Below are 17,716 nucleotides of genomic sequence, written 5' to 3' on the forward strand. Positions count from 1 at the left end.
TCACAGCGCGCCGCTCACGGTGACGAACGAGTGGACCGGCAGGTGTACCCGCAGCGTGCCGCCGGCCACGGACACCCCGTCGTACGGGCGCGGGGTCACCACCGACGGGGACTCCGGCGTGTTGTGGTCGGTCGGAGCGCCGGACGTCAGGATCTGCGCCTCGAGACCTCCGACGACGCCGCCGCGCAGGTCGATCTCCAGGTCGGCGGCGGAGACGGCGTCGAGGTTGGACAGCGAGACGAGCAGCCGGCCGTCCTTGCGGCTGGCCGAGAGGGAGACCGTCGTCAGCGTCGCGTCGCCGACCCGGCGCGACGGCAGCGGGGCCCGCACGTCGACCCGCAGCGCCGTCGCGTCCTGATGGCCGCGGTTCATCCGGAAGACGTGATACGTGGGCGTGCGGACCAGCGCGCCCGTCTGCGGGTCGGTGAGGAGCATCGCCTGCAGCACGTTCACCGTCTGCGCGATGTTGGCCATCACGAGGCGGCCGGCGAACCGGTGGAAGACGTCGAAATGCACGCTCGCCACGAGCGCGTCGCGCACGGTGTTCTGCTGGTACAGGAAGCCGGGGTTGGTGCCGGGCTCCACGTCGAACCAGGTGCCCCACTCGTCCAGGACCAGTCCGACGCTGCGGCCCGGGTCGTAGCAGTCCATGACCGCCGCGTGCCCGGCCAGGATCTCCTCGATGCGGGCGGCGGCGACCATCGTCCGGTAGTACTCGTCGGTGTCGAAGTCCGTGGCCGAGCCCTTCTCCTCCCACGTCGGGCCGGTGAGCGTGTAGTAGTGGACCGACAGGGCCTCGTAGCCGGTGCTGCGCACGTGCCGGCAGCCGAGGTGCCCGACCTGTTTCATCAGCGTCTCGGTCCAGGCGTAGTCGGCGCTGTTGGCGCCCGCGGCGATCTTGTAGAGCTTGTTGTCGCCGTAGTCGCGGCAGTAGGTGCCGTACCGGCGGGCCTCCTGCGCGTAGTGCTCGGCGGTCATGTTGCCGCCGCACCCCCACGCCTCGTTGCCCAGGCCCCAGAACCGCACCGGCCACGGCTCGTCGCGGCCGTTCGCCTTGCGCAGCCGGGCCATCGGCGAGTCACCGTCGCGGGTCAGGTACTCGACCCATTCGCTCATCTCCCGCACGGTTCCGGAGCCCACGTTGCCGCTGATGTACGGCTCGGCGCCCAGCAGTTCGCACAGCGCCATGAACTCGTGGGTGCCGAAGTGGTTGTTCTCCTCGACCCCGCCCCAGTGGGTGTTGACCATGACGGGCCGCTCGTCCTTGGGCCCGATGCCGTCGCGCCAGTGGTATTCGTCGGCGAAGCACCCACCCGGCCATCGCAGGTTCGGGATGTTCAGCTCCCGCAACGCTTCGACGACATCGAGGCGAATGCCGTCCGCGTGCCGAACACCGGCGTCCTCGCCGACGTAGAACCCGCCGTAGACGCAGCGGCCCAGATGCTCGGCGAAGTGCCCATAGAGATGCCGGCTGATCCGCGGGCCGTCCAGGTCCACATTGATGACTGCTTCGACGTTCATCCGGCGCCTTTCCCGGTTGCCTCACGATGCCGCGCGGATCCGGCACCCGCGAGCCCTTGCCCCACCCTCCGGCCCGGGCACCTCCGCTGCAAGTTCCGGGCCGAACCGAAACGTTTCATCTGCAATGTTCGCCGACATGGCGCGGTTGCACGTTAACAACACTTCCATCTCGGGCTTAACAACATCTTGACATGCACGTTGATCACTTCATAGCTTGACTTCACATTCCGGAAACACTCCGAAACTTTCGGTTCCGAGAGGTGAACTCCGTGGCACCTAAGAGATTCTGCGTCGTGGCCACTGTGGTGGCGTTGAGCGCCATGGGGCTGACCGCCTGCGGCGGCGGCGACGATGACGGCGGTTCGGACTCGGGCGGCAACGTCTCGATGACCCTCTGGCACAACTCCACGACCGGCCCGGGCAAGGCGTTCTGGGACAAGACCGCGGCCGACTTCCACACCGCGCATCCGAACGTCACCATCAAGGTCCAGTCGGTCCAGAACGAGGATCTGGACGGCAAACTGCAGACCTCGCTGAACTCCGGCTCCGCACCGGACCTCTTCCTGCAGCGCGGCGGCGGCAAGATGGCCGCGATGGTCGAGGCTGGTCAGCTCAAGGACATCACCGACGACATCACCGCCGAGACCAAGCAGGCGGTGGGCGACGCCGCCCTGGGGACCGGGCAGGTCGACGGCAAGACGTACGCCGTGCCGGTCTCGATCCTCCCCGGCGGGTTCTGGTACAGCAAGGACATCTTCAAGAAGGCCGGTGTGACTGCCACGCCGACCACCATGGAGGAGCTCAGCGCCGCGGCGACCAAGCTCAAGGCCAACGGGACGCCGATCGCACTCGGCGCCAAGGACGCCTGGCCGGCCGCCCACTGGTTCTACTTCTTCGCGCTGCGCAACTGCAGCAAGGACTCGCTCGACGCCGCGGCCAAGGACAAGAACTTCTCCGACCCCTGCTGGACGAAGGCGGGCGAGGACCTCAAGGCCTTCGCCGACACCCAGCCGTTCAACCAGGGCTTCCTCACCACCTCGGCCCAGCAGGGCGCGGGCAGCTCGGCCGGCCTGATCGCCAACTACAAGGCGGGCATGGAACTGATGGGCTCGTGGGACCCGGGCGTCATCGCCGGCCTGACGAAGGACAAGAAGCCGCTGCCGGACCTCGGCTTCTTCCCCTTCCCCGCGGTGTCCGGCGGCCAGGGCGATCCGGCCGCGATCATGGGCGGCGCGGACGGCTACTCCTGCTCCGCGCAGGCCCCCAAGGAGTGCGCCGACTTCCTCAACTACATCGTCACCAAGCCCGTCCAGGAGGAGTACTACAAGGCCTTCAACTCACTGCCCATCAACAAGGACGCCCAGGGCGCGGTCACCGAGGACTACCTGAAGGCCGTCCTCGACGCCTACAACAAGGCGCCGTACGTCTCGCAGTGGCTCGACACGGTTTACGGCCAGAACGTGGGCAACGCTCTCAACGTCGGCGTCGTGAACCTGCTGGCCGGCAAGGGCGACGTCGCCGGAATCATCAAGGCCGTGAACGACGCCGCCAAGAAGGGCTGAGCAAGCGTGGCGGTCACTCACGACGCGCCCGGCGGCCGGGTACGCGAGGGAGGCGGCGCATCCGTGGCGCCTCCCCCGCGCCCTCGCCGGCGCGGCATCGGCTGGGCGCAGCGCCTCGAGATCGCGGCGCTGTCCGGCCCGGCGATCCTGATGTTCGTCGGCTTCGTGATCTTCCCGGTGGTGATGGCCGCGTACTACGGCTTCTACCGGTGGAAGGGATACGGCAAGCCGACGAACTTCGTCGGGCTCGACAACTACGTGACCATCCTGCAGGACAGCGGGTTCCACCAGGCGCTGTGGCACAACGGGCAGATCGTCGTGCTCTCGCTGGTCCTGCAGGGCCCGGTCGCCGTGGGGCTCGCCCTGCTGCTCAACCGCAAGATGCGCGGTCAGTCCGTCATCCGGGTGCTCATCTTCGTCCCGTACGTGATCTCCGAAGTCATCACCGGGACGGCCTGGGCGCTCATGCTGCAGACCAACGGCGCGGTGAACGACGTGCTGCGGTCGATCGGCCTGGGCGGGCTGGCCGAGGACTGGCTCGCCAACCCGCGGCTCGCCATCTGGTCGCTGATGCTGATCCTGGTCTGGAAGTACGTCGGATTCGCCGTCATCCTGTTCCTGGCCGGCATGCAGAACATCCCGGACGAGCTGTCCGAGGCGGCAGCGGTCGACGGCGCCTCGTTCTGGCAGACCCAGCGGCACATCACGCTGCCGCTGCTCGGGCCCACCATCCGCATCTGGGCGTTCCTGTCGATCATCGGCTCGCTGCAGCTGTTCGACCTCGTCTACATCGTGTGGGGCCAGTACGTCGCCTCGACCGCCGGCACCTCCACCATGGCGACGTACATGGTCACCGAGGGCCGCAACGCCGCGAACTACGGCTACGGCAACGCCGTGGCGGTCGTGCTGTTCGCCATTTCCCTGATCATCGCGCTGGTCTACCAGCGATTCGTGTTGCGCCGCGACACCGAGGGCGCGCTCACCGGAGGGCAGTAGGAATGTCCACGACGACGCGCTCCGGGCGCGGCCTGCTCATCTACTTCGCCGCGCTGCTGCTGATCGGCCTCATGCTCGGCCCGGTCGTCTACATCATCATCGGCGGCTTCCGGACCAACTCCCAGATCACCGTCGCCCCCGCCGGCCTGCCCGACCCATGGGTGGCCGCCAACTACACCGAAGTGCTGACCGGCGACACCTTCTGGCGCCAGGTCCGCAACTCGACGATCGCTGCGGTCGTCACCACCATCGGTGTCGTGACGCTGGGCGTCATGGCCAGTTACGTGCTCGCCCGCTACAAGTTCCGCGGTCGCGGCGCGATGTACGCGCTGTTCGCCGCCGGGCTGATGTTCCCGGTCACGGTCGCCATCACGCCGCTCTACATCCTGGTGAAGAACCTGGGCCTGGTGAACACGCTGCCCGGCGTGATCCTGCCGCAGATCGCCTTCGGCCTGCCCACGACGATCATCATCCTGGTGCCTTTCCTGCGGGCCATCCCCAAGGAGATCGAGGAGGCCGCCGCCATCGACCGCTGCAGCCGGCTCGGCTTCTTCTGGCGGATGGTGCTGCCGCTGTCGGTGCCCGGACTCATCACCACCGGCATCCTGGCCTTCATCAACAGCTGGAACAGCTATCTGCTGCCGCTGTTCATCCTCAACGACCAGGAAACGTTCACCCTGCCGCTGGGCGTGCAGGCGTTCGCGTCGCAGTACTCGGTCGACACGGCGAAGGTGCTCGCCTTCACATCGTTGTCGATGATTCCGGCGCTGGTCTTCTTCAGCCTGTTCGAACGCCGGATCGTCGGCGGGCTCACCGGAGCGGTCAAGGGGTGAGCGCCCAGTTGGCGGACGTGACCGCGGTACTGCTGAACTGACGGACGCGGATAACGCTTTTTCCCCTTCGCCTCGCGTCGCGGGGCAAAGTCTGCCGGTTCGGCCACATCTCCTTAGCGCAGCTTTAAGAGCCGGGGCCGGCCCCGTCACCAGCGGTTACGGTGGCGGGGCCGGCCCCGGCTTGACTGGTCACGGCCGATCTCTTAAGACTGTTGTTCATTACCCCCTCCCCCCGAGGATCCCCGAATGCGTAAATCCAGGTTCTTCGTCGCCGCGGCCGTCGTCGCGGTGGCACTCGGCGCCGGTCTGACCGTCGCCTCCCGGAGCGACACCGCCGAGGCGGCCGTGGTCTGGAACGAGGACTTCAACGGCGCGGCCGGCACCGGCGTCGACACGTCCAAGTGGAACTTCGACACCGGCGGCAGCGGCTTCGGCAACCAGGAGCTGCAGTACTACACCAGCGGCACGAGCAACGTCGCCATGGACGGCCAGGGTCACCTGGTCATCACGGCCCGCAAGGGCAGCGGCGGGCACAACGACTGTTGGAACGGCACCTGTCAGTTCACCTCCGGCCGCATCCAGACCGCCGGCAAGTTCACCCAGCAGTACGGGCATGTCGAGGCCCGCATCCAGGTGCCCAACGGCTCCGGCCTCTGGCCCGCCTTCTGGATGCTCGGCGGCGGCAACTGGCCCACCGACGGCGAGATCGACATCATGGAGGTCGTCGGCCGCGACCCCAACAACCTGTTCGGCACGCTGCACGGCCCCGGCTACTCCGGCGGCAACTCGTACGGCGGCACTCTCAACACCGGCACGCCGTGGTACCAGGCCTTCCACAACTACGCGGTGGACTGGTCGCCCAACCTGATCGTCTGGACCGTGGACGGCCGGGAGTACTTCCGGGCCACGCCGGCCTCGCTCGCGGCGGCCAAGGGCGGCGCGCGCTGGGTGTACGACCACCCGTTCTTCATCATCCTCAACCTCGCGGTCGGCGGTAACTTCGGCCAGGGCAACCCGGCGAGCCTGCCCGCCGAGAGCAAGATGCTGGTCGACTACGTGCACGTCAGCACCTCGGCCTCCACGCCGACGCAGCCGCCGGCCACGACCCAGCCGCCGGCCACCGCCGGCACCGCGCTCAAGTCGAGCCTGAGCGGCCGCTGCATCGACATCCCCGGCGCCAACCCGGTGGACGGCGCCCGCCTGCAGACGTACGACTGCAACGGCACCGCCGCGCAGAAGTGGGCGGCGAACGGCGACGGCACGCTCCGCGCCCTCGGCAAGTGCATGGACCCGGCCGGCGGCGCCCTCACCAACGGCACGCCGATCCAGCTGGTCACCTGCAACGGCAACCCGGTGCAGCGGTTCACCCTGTCGGCCGCGGGCGACCTGGTGAACGTCTCCGCCAACAAGTGCGTCGACGTCAAGGACCGCAACACCGCCAACGGCGCCCAGCTCCAGCTGTGGGACTGCGCCGGCACCCCCAACCAGAAGTGGACGCGCGCCTGACGCGCTGAACCACCGGAACGCCGGCAGCCCTCAGGGTTGCCGGCGTTTCGCCGTGTCGGAGGCAATCGCAACCCGGCACGATTAACCGGTTAAGAGGCGCCTTCCCGTGGGCATCCATGTACGCATGTCGATCGCTTACGAGGATGTGAAGAATTGCCCAGCCCGGATCACGCTCGACGCGGGTCAGCTCGCTTTCTTCAATGAGCTGCCGACAGACGCGCCGAGCGTGCAGTCCGAACTGCGCTGCGAGCTCGAACTGGGTCACGAGGGCTCACACGCCGCGCTCGGCCAGCACGTCGAGACGACGACGTGGTGGATCCAATGGACGCTGAGCGCCTCCGAGATCAACCCCTACACCTGGTGCCCGGCGTCGAGCACGCCGCACGTCGCCCACCGCGACGACCGGGACTGCGCGCTGTTCGACGGCCATCCCGGCAAGCACCTGTCCGGCCGGCAGGCCTGGCAGGAGGAGGCGGCCTGAAGCGGTTCAGGCCCGGAGCAGCTCGCGCATCACGCCGGTGCCTGCTCCTCACCGGGCGTGGGTCTGCTCCCGCCAGGCGTCGGTGATCCGGTCGAGGGCGTCGTGGTCGAGGCTCATCCCGGTGAAGTTGGCAAGCGTACTCATCGGCATCGTGCCGATCACGTCGACCAGCTCGTCGTCGAGGACCGCGGCCGGCTGGCCGTTCTTGACCTCGCTCTCGACCAGCTGCCTGCCGAGCGGGTCGTTCATCCACTCCTGCAGGGTGGAGTCGCGGTCGAGCGGCGCGGCGAGGCTGGGCGCCTCGACGGTGACGGTCTCGGTCAGGGGCAGGTCCCGCGAGTGCGGACCGACGGCGATCGTGAAGTCGCCCGCCTCGACCACCCAGTCGTGGTGCCGCGTCGACCAGAACGCGAAGGCCCGCTGGTCCAGCTCGATCGTCACCTGGCGGGACCCGCCCGCGGGCACGCTCACCTTGGCGAAACCCTTCAGTTCCCGTACCGGGCGAGCGACGCTCGACTGCACGTCCTGGACGTACACCTGCACCACCTCGGCGCCGTCGAGGGCGCCCGTGTTGGTGACGGTCACCGTGACGGTGGCCCCGAGGTCTCCCCCGGCGACCGAGCCGCGGGTCGCCACCCGCAGCCCGGACAGCTCGAAGCTGGTGTAGGACAACCCGTAGCCGAACGGGAACGCGACGTCCTGGTGGCACTTGTCGTAGCCGCGGTAGCCGATGAACACGCCTTCGCCGTACCGCACCACCTGCGGGTCGCCGGGGAAGTTGAGGTACGACGAGTTGTCCTCCAGGCGGTGCGGGACGGTCTCGGCGAGCCGGCCGGAGGGGTTGACGGCGCCGGTCAGCACGTCGGCGATCGCGCCGCCCGCGGCCTGCCCGCCGAGCCACGCCTCGACCAGCGCCCGGGCGTGCGGCGTGACGTCGCCGAGGACCACCGTCGACCCGTTGACCAGCACCACGACGACGTCGGGGTTGACCGCCGCGACCGCCCGCAGTGCGCTCAGCTGGTTGGCCGGCAGGTCGAGGTGGGTGCGGTCGAAGCCCTCGGACTCGTCGGCGGCCGGCAGCCCGATCACCATGACGACGGTGTCCGCCGCGCCGGCCACCCGTTCGGCCTCGGCGCGCAGGGCGCTGTCGTCGGCGGTGGAACCGATGCCGTACCCGGCCGCGAACGGCACCTCGCCGTGGACGGCGCGCAGCTCGTCGAGCAGCGCGTCGACGCGGGTGGGGTTGACCTGGGACGAGCCGGTGCCCTGGAAGCGCGGCGTACGGGCGAACTCCCCGACGACCGCGATCCGCGCGTCGGCGGCCAGCGGCAGGACACCGTCGTTGCGGAGCAGGACGATCGACTCGCCGGCCGCCTCGCGGGCCAGGGCGTGGTGCTCGTCGGCGTCGAACGACTCGTCCAGCTCGAGCACGGGCATGCCCTTGGCGACCAGCTCCAGCACCGTACGGACCCGGGCGTCGAGCACCTCGGCGGGCACCTTGCCGGCCTCGACCGCCGCGACGACGGCCTGCGGGCTGCGGCCGAGCGCGGGGGGCATCTCGAGGTCCAGCCCGGCCAGCAGCGCGGCGACGCGGTGGTAGACCGCACCCCAGTCGGACACGACGAGGCCGGAGTATCCCCACTCCTCGCGCAGCACGGTGGTGAGCAGCCAGGTGTTCTCCGAGCACGACGTGCCGTTCACCTTGTTGTACGCGCACATCACGGTCCACGGCTGGGTGGCCTTGACGACGCGCTCGAAGGCGGGCAGATAGATCTCGCGCAGCGTGCGCTCGTCGGCGCGGACGTCGACGCGCAGCCGGTCGGTCTCCTGGTTGTTGGCGGCGTAGTGCTTCACCGAGGTGCCGACGCCGCGGGACTGGATGCCGTCGACGATGCCGACGGCCAGCTCGCCGGCGAGGAACGGGTCCTCGGAGAAGTACTCGAAGTTCCGGCCGCACAGCGGCGAGCGTTTCATGTTGATGCCGGGGCCGAGGATCACCGACAGGTTGATCGCCCGGGCCTCCTGCGCCAGCGCCTGCCCGATGCGGCGCAGCAGGTCCGGGTTCCAGGCGGAGGCGATCGCCGAGGCGGTGGGGAAGCAGGTCGCCGGGACCGAGCCGCCCAGGCCGACGTGGTCGCCCTCCCCCGGCTGGGCGCGCAGGCCGTGCGGCCCGTCGGACACCATGACCCGCGGGATGCCGAGCCGCTGCACCGGCGTGGTGTACCAGAACGAGGAACCGCTGGTGAGCGCGGCCTTCTCCGGCAGGGTCAGCTCGCCGAGCAGGCGGTCGACGTCGAGCATCGGGTCATCTCACCTTCTTGATGGGCAGCACGACCAGCGCGCCGACGAGCGCGGCGGCGCCGGCGGTGTAGAGCAGCAGCGTGTAGTTCTGGTTGTTCGCGCTGGAGACCGCGAGCAGGACCGCGCCGATCGCCGGGGCCACGGTCTGCGGCAGGGCGTTGGCCATGTTGAACACGCCGAGGTCCTTGCCGGAGTCGTCCGGGTTGGGCAGCACGTCGACGACCAGGGCCAGGTCCACGCCCACGTAGATGCCGAACGCCAGCCCCATCAGCGCCTCGACGAAGTAGAACTGGCTCACCGTCGTCACGTGCGCCAGCAGGACCGTGCCGAGGCCGAACAGCAGGGTGGATCCGGCCACCAGGAACTTCCGCCGGCCGGTACGGTCGGAGATCTTCCCGGCGACCCAGCCCGACGCGAGCAGGGCGATCGTGTAGACGAGCACGCCGATGGTCACCGCGGCGGGCGCGTCGTCCTCGGCAGCCCGACCCGGTCCTCCAGGAAGAACAGCCGGAAGGTGGTGAACATGAAGGTGGCCAGGGTGATGAGGAACCGCGACCACCAGGCCAGCGCGAAGTCGGGATGCCGGCGCGGGCTGACCCAGAACGTCGTGACCCACTCCCGCAGGTCCATCCGGGGCGGGCGGCCCGGCAGCCGCTGGTCGGGCAGGACGACGGCGAACAGCAGCATCGCGCCGACGGCGACCGCGGCCGGCACCACGAACATGATGACCATCTGATCCTGGAAGATCTGCGCGACGTACGTGCCGCCGAGGATGCCGACGTTCTGGGCGATGCCGATGAGGGCGGCCACGCTGCCGCGCTGGAACCTCGGCACCTGGTCGGCGATCGTGGCGATGAACGGCGCGAGGGTGGCGTTCGCGCCCAGCTGGGCCAGGCACCAGCCGGCGGTGACGGTCGGGACGTTCTGCCCCAGCGCCATGATCAGGAACGCGAGGGTCATGACCACGGTGCCGCCGACGATCCAGGGCCGGCGCCGGCCCAGGCGCGAGGTGGTGCGGTCGGAGAACCGTCCGAACAGCACGTTGCCGATCACCGCGAACAGGGCGCCGAAGCCCGCCACCGTGCCCAGCGCGGACGTCCGCTGAGCCTCCGGGACGATGTCCTGCACCTTGATCCCGATGCCGACGATCGCCGGTCCGAGCAGCGCGATGAAGAAGATCAGCTGAGCGAACACCAGCGCCGCGACGTATCTCGGGGTCACCGCCCTCGTCGGCTCGGCGAACCAGTGGTGCTCGTGCGGGTCCGTGACGTCGAGCCCGACGGCCGCCTCATCGCCGGGCGGCAGGTCCCCGTACGGACTGGCGGTTCCACTCATCGTCGACCTCCTCGACGGTCCGGATCCGAGGGCCCGTCGCCTGCTGAATCGATTCGTGGGTCCGGGCGGCCCTCCCTCCGCTGTCTACCGCCGCCGCTCGAAGGTCACCCTCCGGGAGCGCCGATTCGGACGATTTGTGACTTGTAGCCTTCAGTAGTGAAGGCGTGACGGAGTGCGGCCCGGCCGCCGGGTGACGGGACGCTCCGGTGGCTCATCAACGCGGTGGATGAGTGCTCCGGATCAGCGTCGGCAGGTAGGCGGCCGAGAAGATCTGGTCGAGCCCGAACTGGACCGCTCCCACCACCCCGGCGACCTCCTCGTCGACCACGGAGAGCTCGATCCGCAGGTTCTCGGTGGCGGCCGGCAGGGCGTGGCGGTAGGTCTGCCTCCGGAGGGCGCTCAGCACGTGCACGCCCGCGCGGGCCATGCCGCCGCCGACCACCACCAGGTCGGGGTTGTACGCGTTGACCAGCGTGGCCAGGCCGTCGCCGATCACCGTGGCGACCCGGTTCAGCAGCGCCCGGGCGCCCGGGTCGCCGTCGTCCGCGGCGCGGGAGATGTCGACCGGCCTGATCGTGCCCGTGCTCGCCAGCACCGCGGCCAGTGCGGTGCTCTGCCCGTTCGCGGCGAGCTCCCGTCCGGCGCGGGACAGGGCCGCGCCGCCGGCGACGGCGTCGAGGCAGCCCCGGTTGCCGCACCGGCACACTTCCTCCTCCGCGCCCGGGACGGCCACGTGGCCGATGGCTCCCGCCAGCCCGCGCGCCCCCCGGTAGAGGCGGCCGTCCATCACGACAGCCGCACCGATGCTGGCGCCGCCGCCGAGGTAGAGCATGTGCTGCGAGCGGCCGGCCGCCGGGTTGGACCGGCGTTCGCCCAGGGCCAGCAGGTTGACCCGGTCGTCCATCCACACCGGGGCCGACCACAGCGAGGCGAACCGGTTCTGGATCGGATGGCCGTTCCACTCCCGCATCGTCGGGACCGCGACCTGGCCGCCGTCGAAGCTGACCGGCTCCGGCATGCCCACTGCCACGGAGAGCAGGCGCTCGCGGGCTCCCGCCTGCTCGACCAGGGCGTCGCCGATCTTCTCGACCTGAGCCAGGACCGCGTCGGCGCCGGCGCCCACGTCGATGTGCTCGTGCCTCGACTCCTGCAGGGTTCCGGCCAGGTCGGCGAGGCCGATCGTCAGCTCGTTGGGGGCGATGTCGACGGCCAGCACGAAGCCCGCCTCGGCCCGCAGCCGCAACCGCCGGGGCGCCCGCCCGCCGGTCGACCGGCCCAGTCCGTCGGAGGCGAGCAGGCCGGCCTTCTCCAGCTCGGCGACCCGGCTCGCGATGATGCTGCGGCCCAGATCTCCGCGGTCGACGAGCTCGGGCTGGGTGATGCCCTCCTCGGTGCGGACGGCGTCCAGCACGGCGGCCATCCCGGTGAAGCGCTCGTTCGCCATGAGGAAAGTGTCCTGCATGCCCGGCCGGAGGCGGCGCGCCAGGCCCGGCCGTACGACTGATGCCCGGCATAAGCCGCGCCGATAGCCTGACGTCGTGAGCCTGGCCAGCCTCGATCTCAACCTGCTGGTGGCGCTGGACGCGCTGCTGCAGCAGCGCAGCGTCACCCGGGCCGCCGCGCAGATGGGGCTGAGCCAGCCGGCCCTGTCGGCCTCGCTCGCCCGGCTGCGCCGGCACTTCGGCGACCAGCTGCTCACCCGGGTCGGCAACGAGTACCGGCTCACCCCGCTCGCTGTGCAGCTCAAGGACCGCGCCCGCATCGCGCTGTCCGGCGTCGAACGGGTCTTCACGGTGCAGCCCGACTTCGACCCGCGCTCGGCGAACCGCGAGTTCTCCCTGCTCGTCAGCGACTACATGGTCGCGGTCCTGGGCGACACCCTGGCCCGGATCCTCGCCGAGGAGGCGCCGCGCAGCCGGCTGCGCTACCTGAGCAACACGCCCGAGCGCGTCGACCGCGCCGAGCAGGTGCTCACCAGCAACGACCTGCTGGTGATGCCGCACGGCTTCGTCACCGACCTGTCGCACCGCGACCTCTACAGCGACGACTGGGTGTGCGTGGTGTCCGCGGACAACACCGCGGTCGGCGCGACGCTGACCGTCGAGCAACTCGAGTCGCTGCCCTGGGTCGTCACCTTCCACGGCCCCACGGCGTCCACCCCGGCCGGCCGGCAGATGCGCATGCTCGGCATCGAACCGCACATCCAGGTCGTCACCGAGAGCTTCCTGACCGTGCCCAGCCTGGTGGCCGGCACCGATCGCGTCGGGTTGCTCCAGCGCCGCCTGGTCGACCTGCTGCCCCTCAACGCGGGCATCCGCGCGCTGCCGCCGCCCTTCGACGCGGCGCCGCTGATCGAGGCGATGTGGTGGCACCCGATGTACGACGCCGACCCCGCCCACCGCTACCTGCGCGGGGTCGTCGTGCGCGCCGTCCGACTCGCCGCCCCTTCTGCATAACAGCGGAGAAAGTACTCCGGGCCACTTCACAGCAGCTCCGGCACGCCCTTAACAGCGCTGTCATCGACTGGACTTATGTCTGGCATCAGCGTTCTCACGTTCGTCATCCATTGACTTCTTCCGCTCATCTGCAGAAGCTGGGTGCAGCCTCACGGCGGTGCCACTGCTCCGACACGGAGCGTGGTGTCAGCGGTTCCTCCTCCCGAGCCCGCCCCCGAGAAACCCGTCACGAAAGGCTCCGACATGACTCACCGAACCTCCGGACGCAGGCGCATCGGCGCCCTCGTGGCGGTGCCCCTCGCCGGGGTGCTGTCGCTCTCGGCCTGCTCCACCAGCGGCGACTCCGGCAGCGACGCGGCCGCGGGCTCGACCGGCTTCAGCTTCCTGTACCCCACCTCGACCACCACCGAGAGCCCGTACGAGACGCTGGCCAAGAAGTACACGCAGGAGACGGGCGTCAAGGTGGACACCCGCAAGCTGCCCAACGATAGCTACGGGACCTCGCTGCGCACCCAGCTGCAGGGCGGCAACGCGGCGGACCTGATGGTCGTCGCGCCCGGCCGCGGCCAGGAGTACGCGGTCCTGCCGCTGGCCGAGGCCGGTCTGCTGGAGCCGCTCAGCGCGGGCTCGACCAAGGTGGTGCCCGAGGCCTCCGCCGACCTCGTGGAGCTCGACGGCAAGACGTACGCCCAGCCCACCGACATCGTGCCGGTCGGCATGGCCTGGAACAGCGGCGCGGCCCAGCAGTCCGGCGCCCAGTTCCCGGCCGACACCGCCGCGCTGCTGAGCCTGTGCCAGAAACTCGCGAGCGACGGCAAGTCGTTGCTCGCCGTGGCCGGGTCCGCCCCGCCGAACGTCGGCCTGATGGCGATGTCGATGTCCGCCAGCCGGGTCTACGCGCAGACACCGGACTGGAACACCCAGCGCGCCGACGGCAAGGTCACCTTCGCCGGGGACGGGGGCTGGAAGGACGTCGTCACCACCATCGACCGGATGAACAAGGGCGGCTGCTTCCAGAAGGGCGCGGCCGGCGGCGGCTTCGACGCCATCACCCAGGGCCTGGCCCGCGGCACGTCGCTGGGCGCCTTCATCCCGGGCGGCGCGGCCACCGAGATCATGAACAACGCCAAGGGCGTCACCCTGGAGATCAGGGCCTTCCCGCCGGCGTCCGGTGGCAAGGAGTACCTGCTGGCCAGCCCCAACTACGCGATCTCGATCAACGCCAAGGCGGACGCCGCGAAGAAGCAGGCGGCGCAGGCCTTCCTGGAATGGCTCGCCGAGCCCGACAACGCGGCCGAGTTCACCAAGATCGAGGGCCAGGTGCCGATCACCGGCGTCGGGGGCGCACAGCTGGCTCCGCAGTACGCGCCGGTCAAGACGCTGCTCGCGGACGGCGACTACGCCCCGCTGCCCAACCTGTCCTGGCCCAACCCGTCGGTCTACGACGAGCTCGCGAAGGGCCTGCAGGGCCTGGTCGCGGGCAAGGGTGACGTCCAGTCCGTCCTCGAGTCCGCGGACAAGGCATGGGACAGCAAGTAGCCCCGCGCCCCCGCACCGACGTGCGGCCGGCCCCGCCCACGCCGGTGACGACGCCCCGGGGCCGCCGCAAATCCCTTATCGCGTACGGCCGGTGGTGGTGGGCCCTGCCGGCAGTGCTCATGGTGCTGCTCGTGCACTACGTGGCCACCGCCGGAGGCGCGTTCTACGCCTTCACGAACTGGACCGGCGTCGGCAGCTTCGACTTCATCGGCCTCGAGAACTTCCGCAAGATCCTCAACGACCCCACGCTGCTCGGCTCGCTGAAGAACACGCTGTTCCTGGCGTTCGGCTTCCTGATCCTGACCAACGTGCTGGGCCTGCTGCTGGCGCTGGCGCTCAACCGGACCCTGAAGACCCGGTACCTGCTGCGGGTGCTCATCTTCATGCCGGTCGTGCTCAGCCCGCTCGCGGTGTCGTACATCTGGAAGTTCATCTTCGACTTCAACGGGCCGATCAACCAGTTCCTGGGCTGGATCGGCCGCGAGGACTGGCAGCGGCCGTGGCTGGCCGAGCCCCGCCTGGCGCTGTGGGCCGTGCTCGTGGTCATGGTCTGGCAGACCACCGGCCTGGTGATGGTGATCTACCTGGCCGGGCTCGCCACGGTGCCGCCGGAGATCGAGGAGGCGGGCGCGCTCGACGGCGCCGGCACGTTCGGCCGGTTCCGGCACATCACCCTGCCTTCGATCCGCGCGTCCGTCGCCATCGCCGCCACGCTCATGCTGGTGCAGGGCCTGCGGGTCTTCGACCAGGTGATGGCGCTGACCGGCGGCGGGCCGGGCGGCGCGACCGAGACCCTGGCGACGCAGGTCTACAAGGAGACCTTCGCGCTGAGCAACTTCGGCTTCGGCGCGGCGCTCGCGCTCATGCTGACCGCCATCATCCTCGTGTTCTCCGCGCTGCAGCAGGCCGCCACGCGGGACCGGACGTAGGGAGAGCCCGATGTTCCGATACACCAAGGTCACGCTGCTGCGCGAGGCGCTGGTCTGGATCGCCGCGCTGATCGGGCTGATGCCGTTCTACTTCCTGGTCAGCACGGCGCTCAAGCCCGACGAGGACCTGCTGACCACGACGTCCTCGGCGCCGCCGAGCCGCCCGACGGTCGCCAACTTCACCGACGTGCTGACCTCGGGCGGGGACAACAACATCCTGTTCAGCCTGATCAACAGCGTCATGATCACGGCCGGCAGCATCCTCGGGCTCGTGGCGCTCGGCTCGCTGGCGGCGTACGTGCTGGCCCGCAGCACCCGCCGGTGGAGCTCGGTGACGTTCTACCTGTTCCTCATCGCGATCATCCTGCCCGCCCAGCTCGGCATCATCCCGCTCTACATCGGAGCGCGCACCATGGGCCTGGTCGGCACGCCCTGGGGCATGATCGTCCTGTACGTCGGCACGCTGATGCCGCTCGCGGTCTTTCTGTACGCCGGGTTCTTCCGCGCGCTGCCCCGGGACTTCGAGGAGGCCGCGGCGATCGACGGGGCCGGCCCGGGGCGCGTGTTCGCCCGGATCGTGCTGCCGCTCATGGCCCCGGCCACCGGAACCGTGGCGATCCTCACCGGACTGATCATCTGGAACGACTTCTTCACCGCGCTGATCTTCCTGGGCGGCTCGGACTACCAGACGCTGACCGTGTCGATGTACTACTACGTCGGCTCGCTCGTCTCGGCCTGGAACAAGATCTTCGCCATCGTGATCATCTCGATGGTGCCGATCCTCGGCTTCTACCTCTTCGCGCAGAAGAAGTTCATCCAGGGGTTCGCCGGCGGCGTCAAGTAGCCCTCCCGCATCACCGTTTCCGGCCCACCGCCCGGTGGGCCCGGCCGAACACACCCTGAAGGAGGTCGCGCCGTGGATCTCGGGACGACGACGTTCTCACTGACGCCGCTGTGGCGCTTCGGATCCTCGCCGGTCGAGGTGTTCGAGCAGATCGCTCGGGCCGGCTGCGGCCCGGCGATCGAGGTGATCGGGCACCAGACGTGGCGCGGCTTCCCCGGCCTCGATCCGGCCGACGAGCGGGACTGGCACGAGGCCGTCGACCGGCTGGGTCTGCGACCGGCCGCGCTCGGCGTCTACACCGACCTGTACCGGCACCCCGGCCGGGCGTTGACCGAGGACGAGGCGTACGACGAGCTCCTCCCTCAGCTGGAGACCGCCGCCCGCCTGGGATTCCCGGTCGTCCGGGCCACGCTCGGCATGACGCCCGGGCTGCTCCGGCGCGCGGTGGCCGCGGCCGAGAAGCACGACGTCGTGCTCACCTTAGAGATCCAGGGCACCACGGCGCCCGACGCGCCGGCCGTGCTCGACGTTCTCCGGACGGAGAGCGCACACCTGGGCTTCACGCTCGACTTCAGCCTGAGCACCCCGGAGCTTCCGGCCTCGCTGGGCACCGCACTGCTGCGCCTCGGCCTGCCCGGCGACGCGGTCGACGCCGTGTACCGGGCCCGGTTCCGCATGGGCGAGGCGCTCGGCATCGTCGCCGGCGATCCGATGGCGACGATGCTCGTGGCCGGCGTCCTCGGCCGTTGCGGCCGGACCCGGCCCGGCGACTGGGCCCACGTGTTGCCCGCCGTCCGGCACGCGCACGCCAAGTTCTGGGACCCGGACCTCTCCTCCATCGAGGAGCCGCACCGCGCCTGGATGTCGGCGCTGGCCGCCGCGGGGTACGACGGCGCGGTGGTCAGCGAGTGGGGCGGTCACGAGCTGCTCGACCGCGCGGACGCCGACCCCGTCGAGCTCACCCGGGCCCACCTCGGCCTGCTGCGCGAGCCGGCGGTGACGGCATGACGATGCACGAGGGCATGCTCCGCCCCGGCTGCCTGACCGTCCACGACGGCCGGACGCTCCTGGCGATCCACCTGCCGTGGTACCGCTCGCTGCCGTTGTCCTGCCTCGAGTCCGTCACCGTCGACGGCCGGGACTGCACGGCCGGCCTCGACCGCGCCGGGGACGGGATCTGGGACCTGCGCGACCCGCTGGTCGTCACGCTCACCGCTCCCCCGACCGGCCCGGAGCTCGAAGTCACCGTCGCCGTCCGCATCCCCTACATCCAGCAGGCGCCCGGCGTGCCGTTCGTGCAGCGCGCCACGGCCCGAACGAAAGCAGTGGTCCGATGACGACACACCGCCTCACCGTCGGCGACGCCGCGCCGCCCTTCGCGCTGCCCGCCACCGACGGCGCCACCGTGCGGCT

16 protein-coding genes are annotated in these 17,716 nt (G+C 70.1%); 11 read left to right on the plus strand and 5 right to left on the minus strand.

Features of this window, described 5'->3' with window-relative positions:
* Window positions 1–1,521: an alpha-N-arabinofuranosidase gene (locus ACSNN8_RS32750; protein WP_436653845.1), complete on the minus strand. Its 1,521-nt coding sequence runs from the start codon at window positions 1,519–1,521 to the stop codon at window positions 1–3.
* A 269-nt stretch (window positions 1,522–1,790) separates the two neighbouring features.
* Here ACSNN8_RS32750 and ACSNN8_RS32755 point away from each other — a divergent pair, with 269 nt between their 5' ends.
* From ACSNN8_RS32755 to ACSNN8_RS32775, 5 genes are all read left to right on the plus strand, one after another.
* Entirely contained in the window at window positions 1,791–3,083 is a 1,293-nt protein-coding gene (locus ACSNN8_RS32755) for an ABC transporter substrate-binding protein (protein ID WP_436653846.1), read from the plus strand.
* 63 nt (window positions 3,084–3,146) lie between these two features.
* Window positions 3,147–4,079, plus strand: a complete 933-nt coding sequence (locus tag ACSNN8_RS32760) for a carbohydrate ABC transporter permease (RefSeq protein ID WP_436653847.1) — start codon at window positions 3,147–3,149, stop codon at window positions 4,077–4,079.
* A 2-nt stretch (window positions 4,080–4,081) separates the two neighbouring features.
* A complete protein-coding gene (locus ACSNN8_RS32765) occupies window positions 4,082–4,912 on the plus strand; it encodes a carbohydrate ABC transporter permease (protein ID WP_436653848.1) in 831 nt (276 codons plus the stop codon).
* A gap of 246 nt (window positions 4,913–5,158) precedes the next feature.
* A complete protein-coding gene (locus ACSNN8_RS32770) occupies window positions 5,159–6,418 on the plus strand; it encodes a ricin-type beta-trefoil lectin domain protein (protein WP_436653849.1) in 1,260 nt (419 codons plus the stop codon).
* A 124-nt stretch (window positions 6,419–6,542) separates the two neighbouring features.
* On the plus strand, window positions 6,543–6,899 hold the full coding sequence (locus ACSNN8_RS32775; RefSeq protein WP_436653850.1) for a hypothetical protein: 357 nt from the start codon (window positions 6,543–6,545) through the stop codon (window positions 6,897–6,899).
* Window positions 6,900–6,947: 48 nt separating this feature from the next.
* Here ACSNN8_RS32775 and ACSNN8_RS32780 read toward each other — a convergent pair whose 3' ends face one another.
* From ACSNN8_RS32780 to ACSNN8_RS32795, 4 genes are all read right to left on the minus strand, one after another.
* Entirely contained in the window at window positions 6,948–9,200 is a 2,253-nt protein-coding gene (locus tag ACSNN8_RS32780; RefSeq protein ID WP_436653851.1) for a glycoside hydrolase family 3 C-terminal domain-containing protein, read from the minus strand.
* 4 nt (window positions 9,201–9,204) lie between these two features.
* Window positions 9,205–9,654 (minus strand): MFS transporter, encoded by a 450-nt coding sequence (locus ACSNN8_RS32785; RefSeq protein ID WP_436653852.1) that lies wholly within the window; start codon window positions 9,652–9,654, stop codon window positions 9,205–9,207.
* A complete protein-coding gene (locus ACSNN8_RS32790) occupies window positions 9,651–10,535 on the minus strand; it encodes an MFS transporter (RefSeq protein WP_436653853.1) in 885 nt (294 codons plus the stop codon). The genes ACSNN8_RS32785 and ACSNN8_RS32790 overlap by 4 nt, the downstream gene beginning before the upstream one ends.
* A gap of 214 nt (window positions 10,536–10,749) precedes the next feature.
* Window positions 10,750–11,979 (minus strand): ROK family transcriptional regulator, encoded by a 1,230-nt coding sequence (locus tag ACSNN8_RS32795; protein WP_436653854.1) that lies wholly within the window; start codon window positions 11,977–11,979, stop codon window positions 10,750–10,752.
* A gap of 94 nt (window positions 11,980–12,073) precedes the next feature.
* Between ACSNN8_RS32795 and ACSNN8_RS32800 the strand changes: the two genes are divergently transcribed.
* From ACSNN8_RS32800 to ACSNN8_RS32825, 6 genes are all read left to right on the plus strand, one after another.
* On the plus strand, window positions 12,074–12,991 hold the full coding sequence (locus ACSNN8_RS32800) for a LysR family transcriptional regulator (RefSeq protein WP_436653855.1): 918 nt from the start codon (window positions 12,074–12,076) through the stop codon (window positions 12,989–12,991).
* Between the two features lie 243 nt (window positions 12,992–13,234).
* Complete coding sequence (locus ACSNN8_RS32805; protein ID WP_436653856.1) at window positions 13,235–14,530, plus strand: ABC transporter substrate-binding protein; 1,296 nt, start codon at window positions 13,235–13,237, stop codon at window positions 14,528–14,530.
* On the plus strand, window positions 14,515–15,459 hold the full coding sequence (locus ACSNN8_RS32810; protein WP_436653857.1) for a carbohydrate ABC transporter permease: 945 nt from the start codon (window positions 14,515–14,517) through the stop codon (window positions 15,457–15,459). The genes ACSNN8_RS32805 and ACSNN8_RS32810 overlap by 16 nt, the downstream gene beginning before the upstream one ends.
* A gap of 10 nt (window positions 15,460–15,469) precedes the next feature.
* On the plus strand, window positions 15,470–16,303 hold the full coding sequence (locus ACSNN8_RS32815) for a carbohydrate ABC transporter permease (RefSeq protein WP_436653858.1): 834 nt from the start codon (window positions 15,470–15,472) through the stop codon (window positions 16,301–16,303).
* 72 nt (window positions 16,304–16,375) lie between these two features.
* Window positions 16,376–17,311, plus strand: coding sequence for a sugar phosphate isomerase/epimerase family protein (locus ACSNN8_RS32820; protein WP_436653859.1), 936 nt, complete (start codon window positions 16,376–16,378; stop codon window positions 17,309–17,311).
* Window positions 17,308–17,640: a hypothetical protein gene (locus ACSNN8_RS32825; protein WP_436653860.1), complete on the plus strand. Its 333-nt coding sequence runs from the start codon at window positions 17,308–17,310 to the stop codon at window positions 17,638–17,640. The genes ACSNN8_RS32820 and ACSNN8_RS32825 overlap by 4 nt, the downstream gene beginning before the upstream one ends.
* The last annotated feature ends 76 nt before the right edge of the window (window positions 17,641–17,716 follow it).

It is taken from the genome of Actinoplanes sp. URMC 104 (assembly GCF_051386375.1).
In the GTDB taxonomy this organism is placed as follows: Bacteria; Actinomycetota; Actinomycetes; order Mycobacteriales; family Micromonosporaceae; genus Actinoplanes.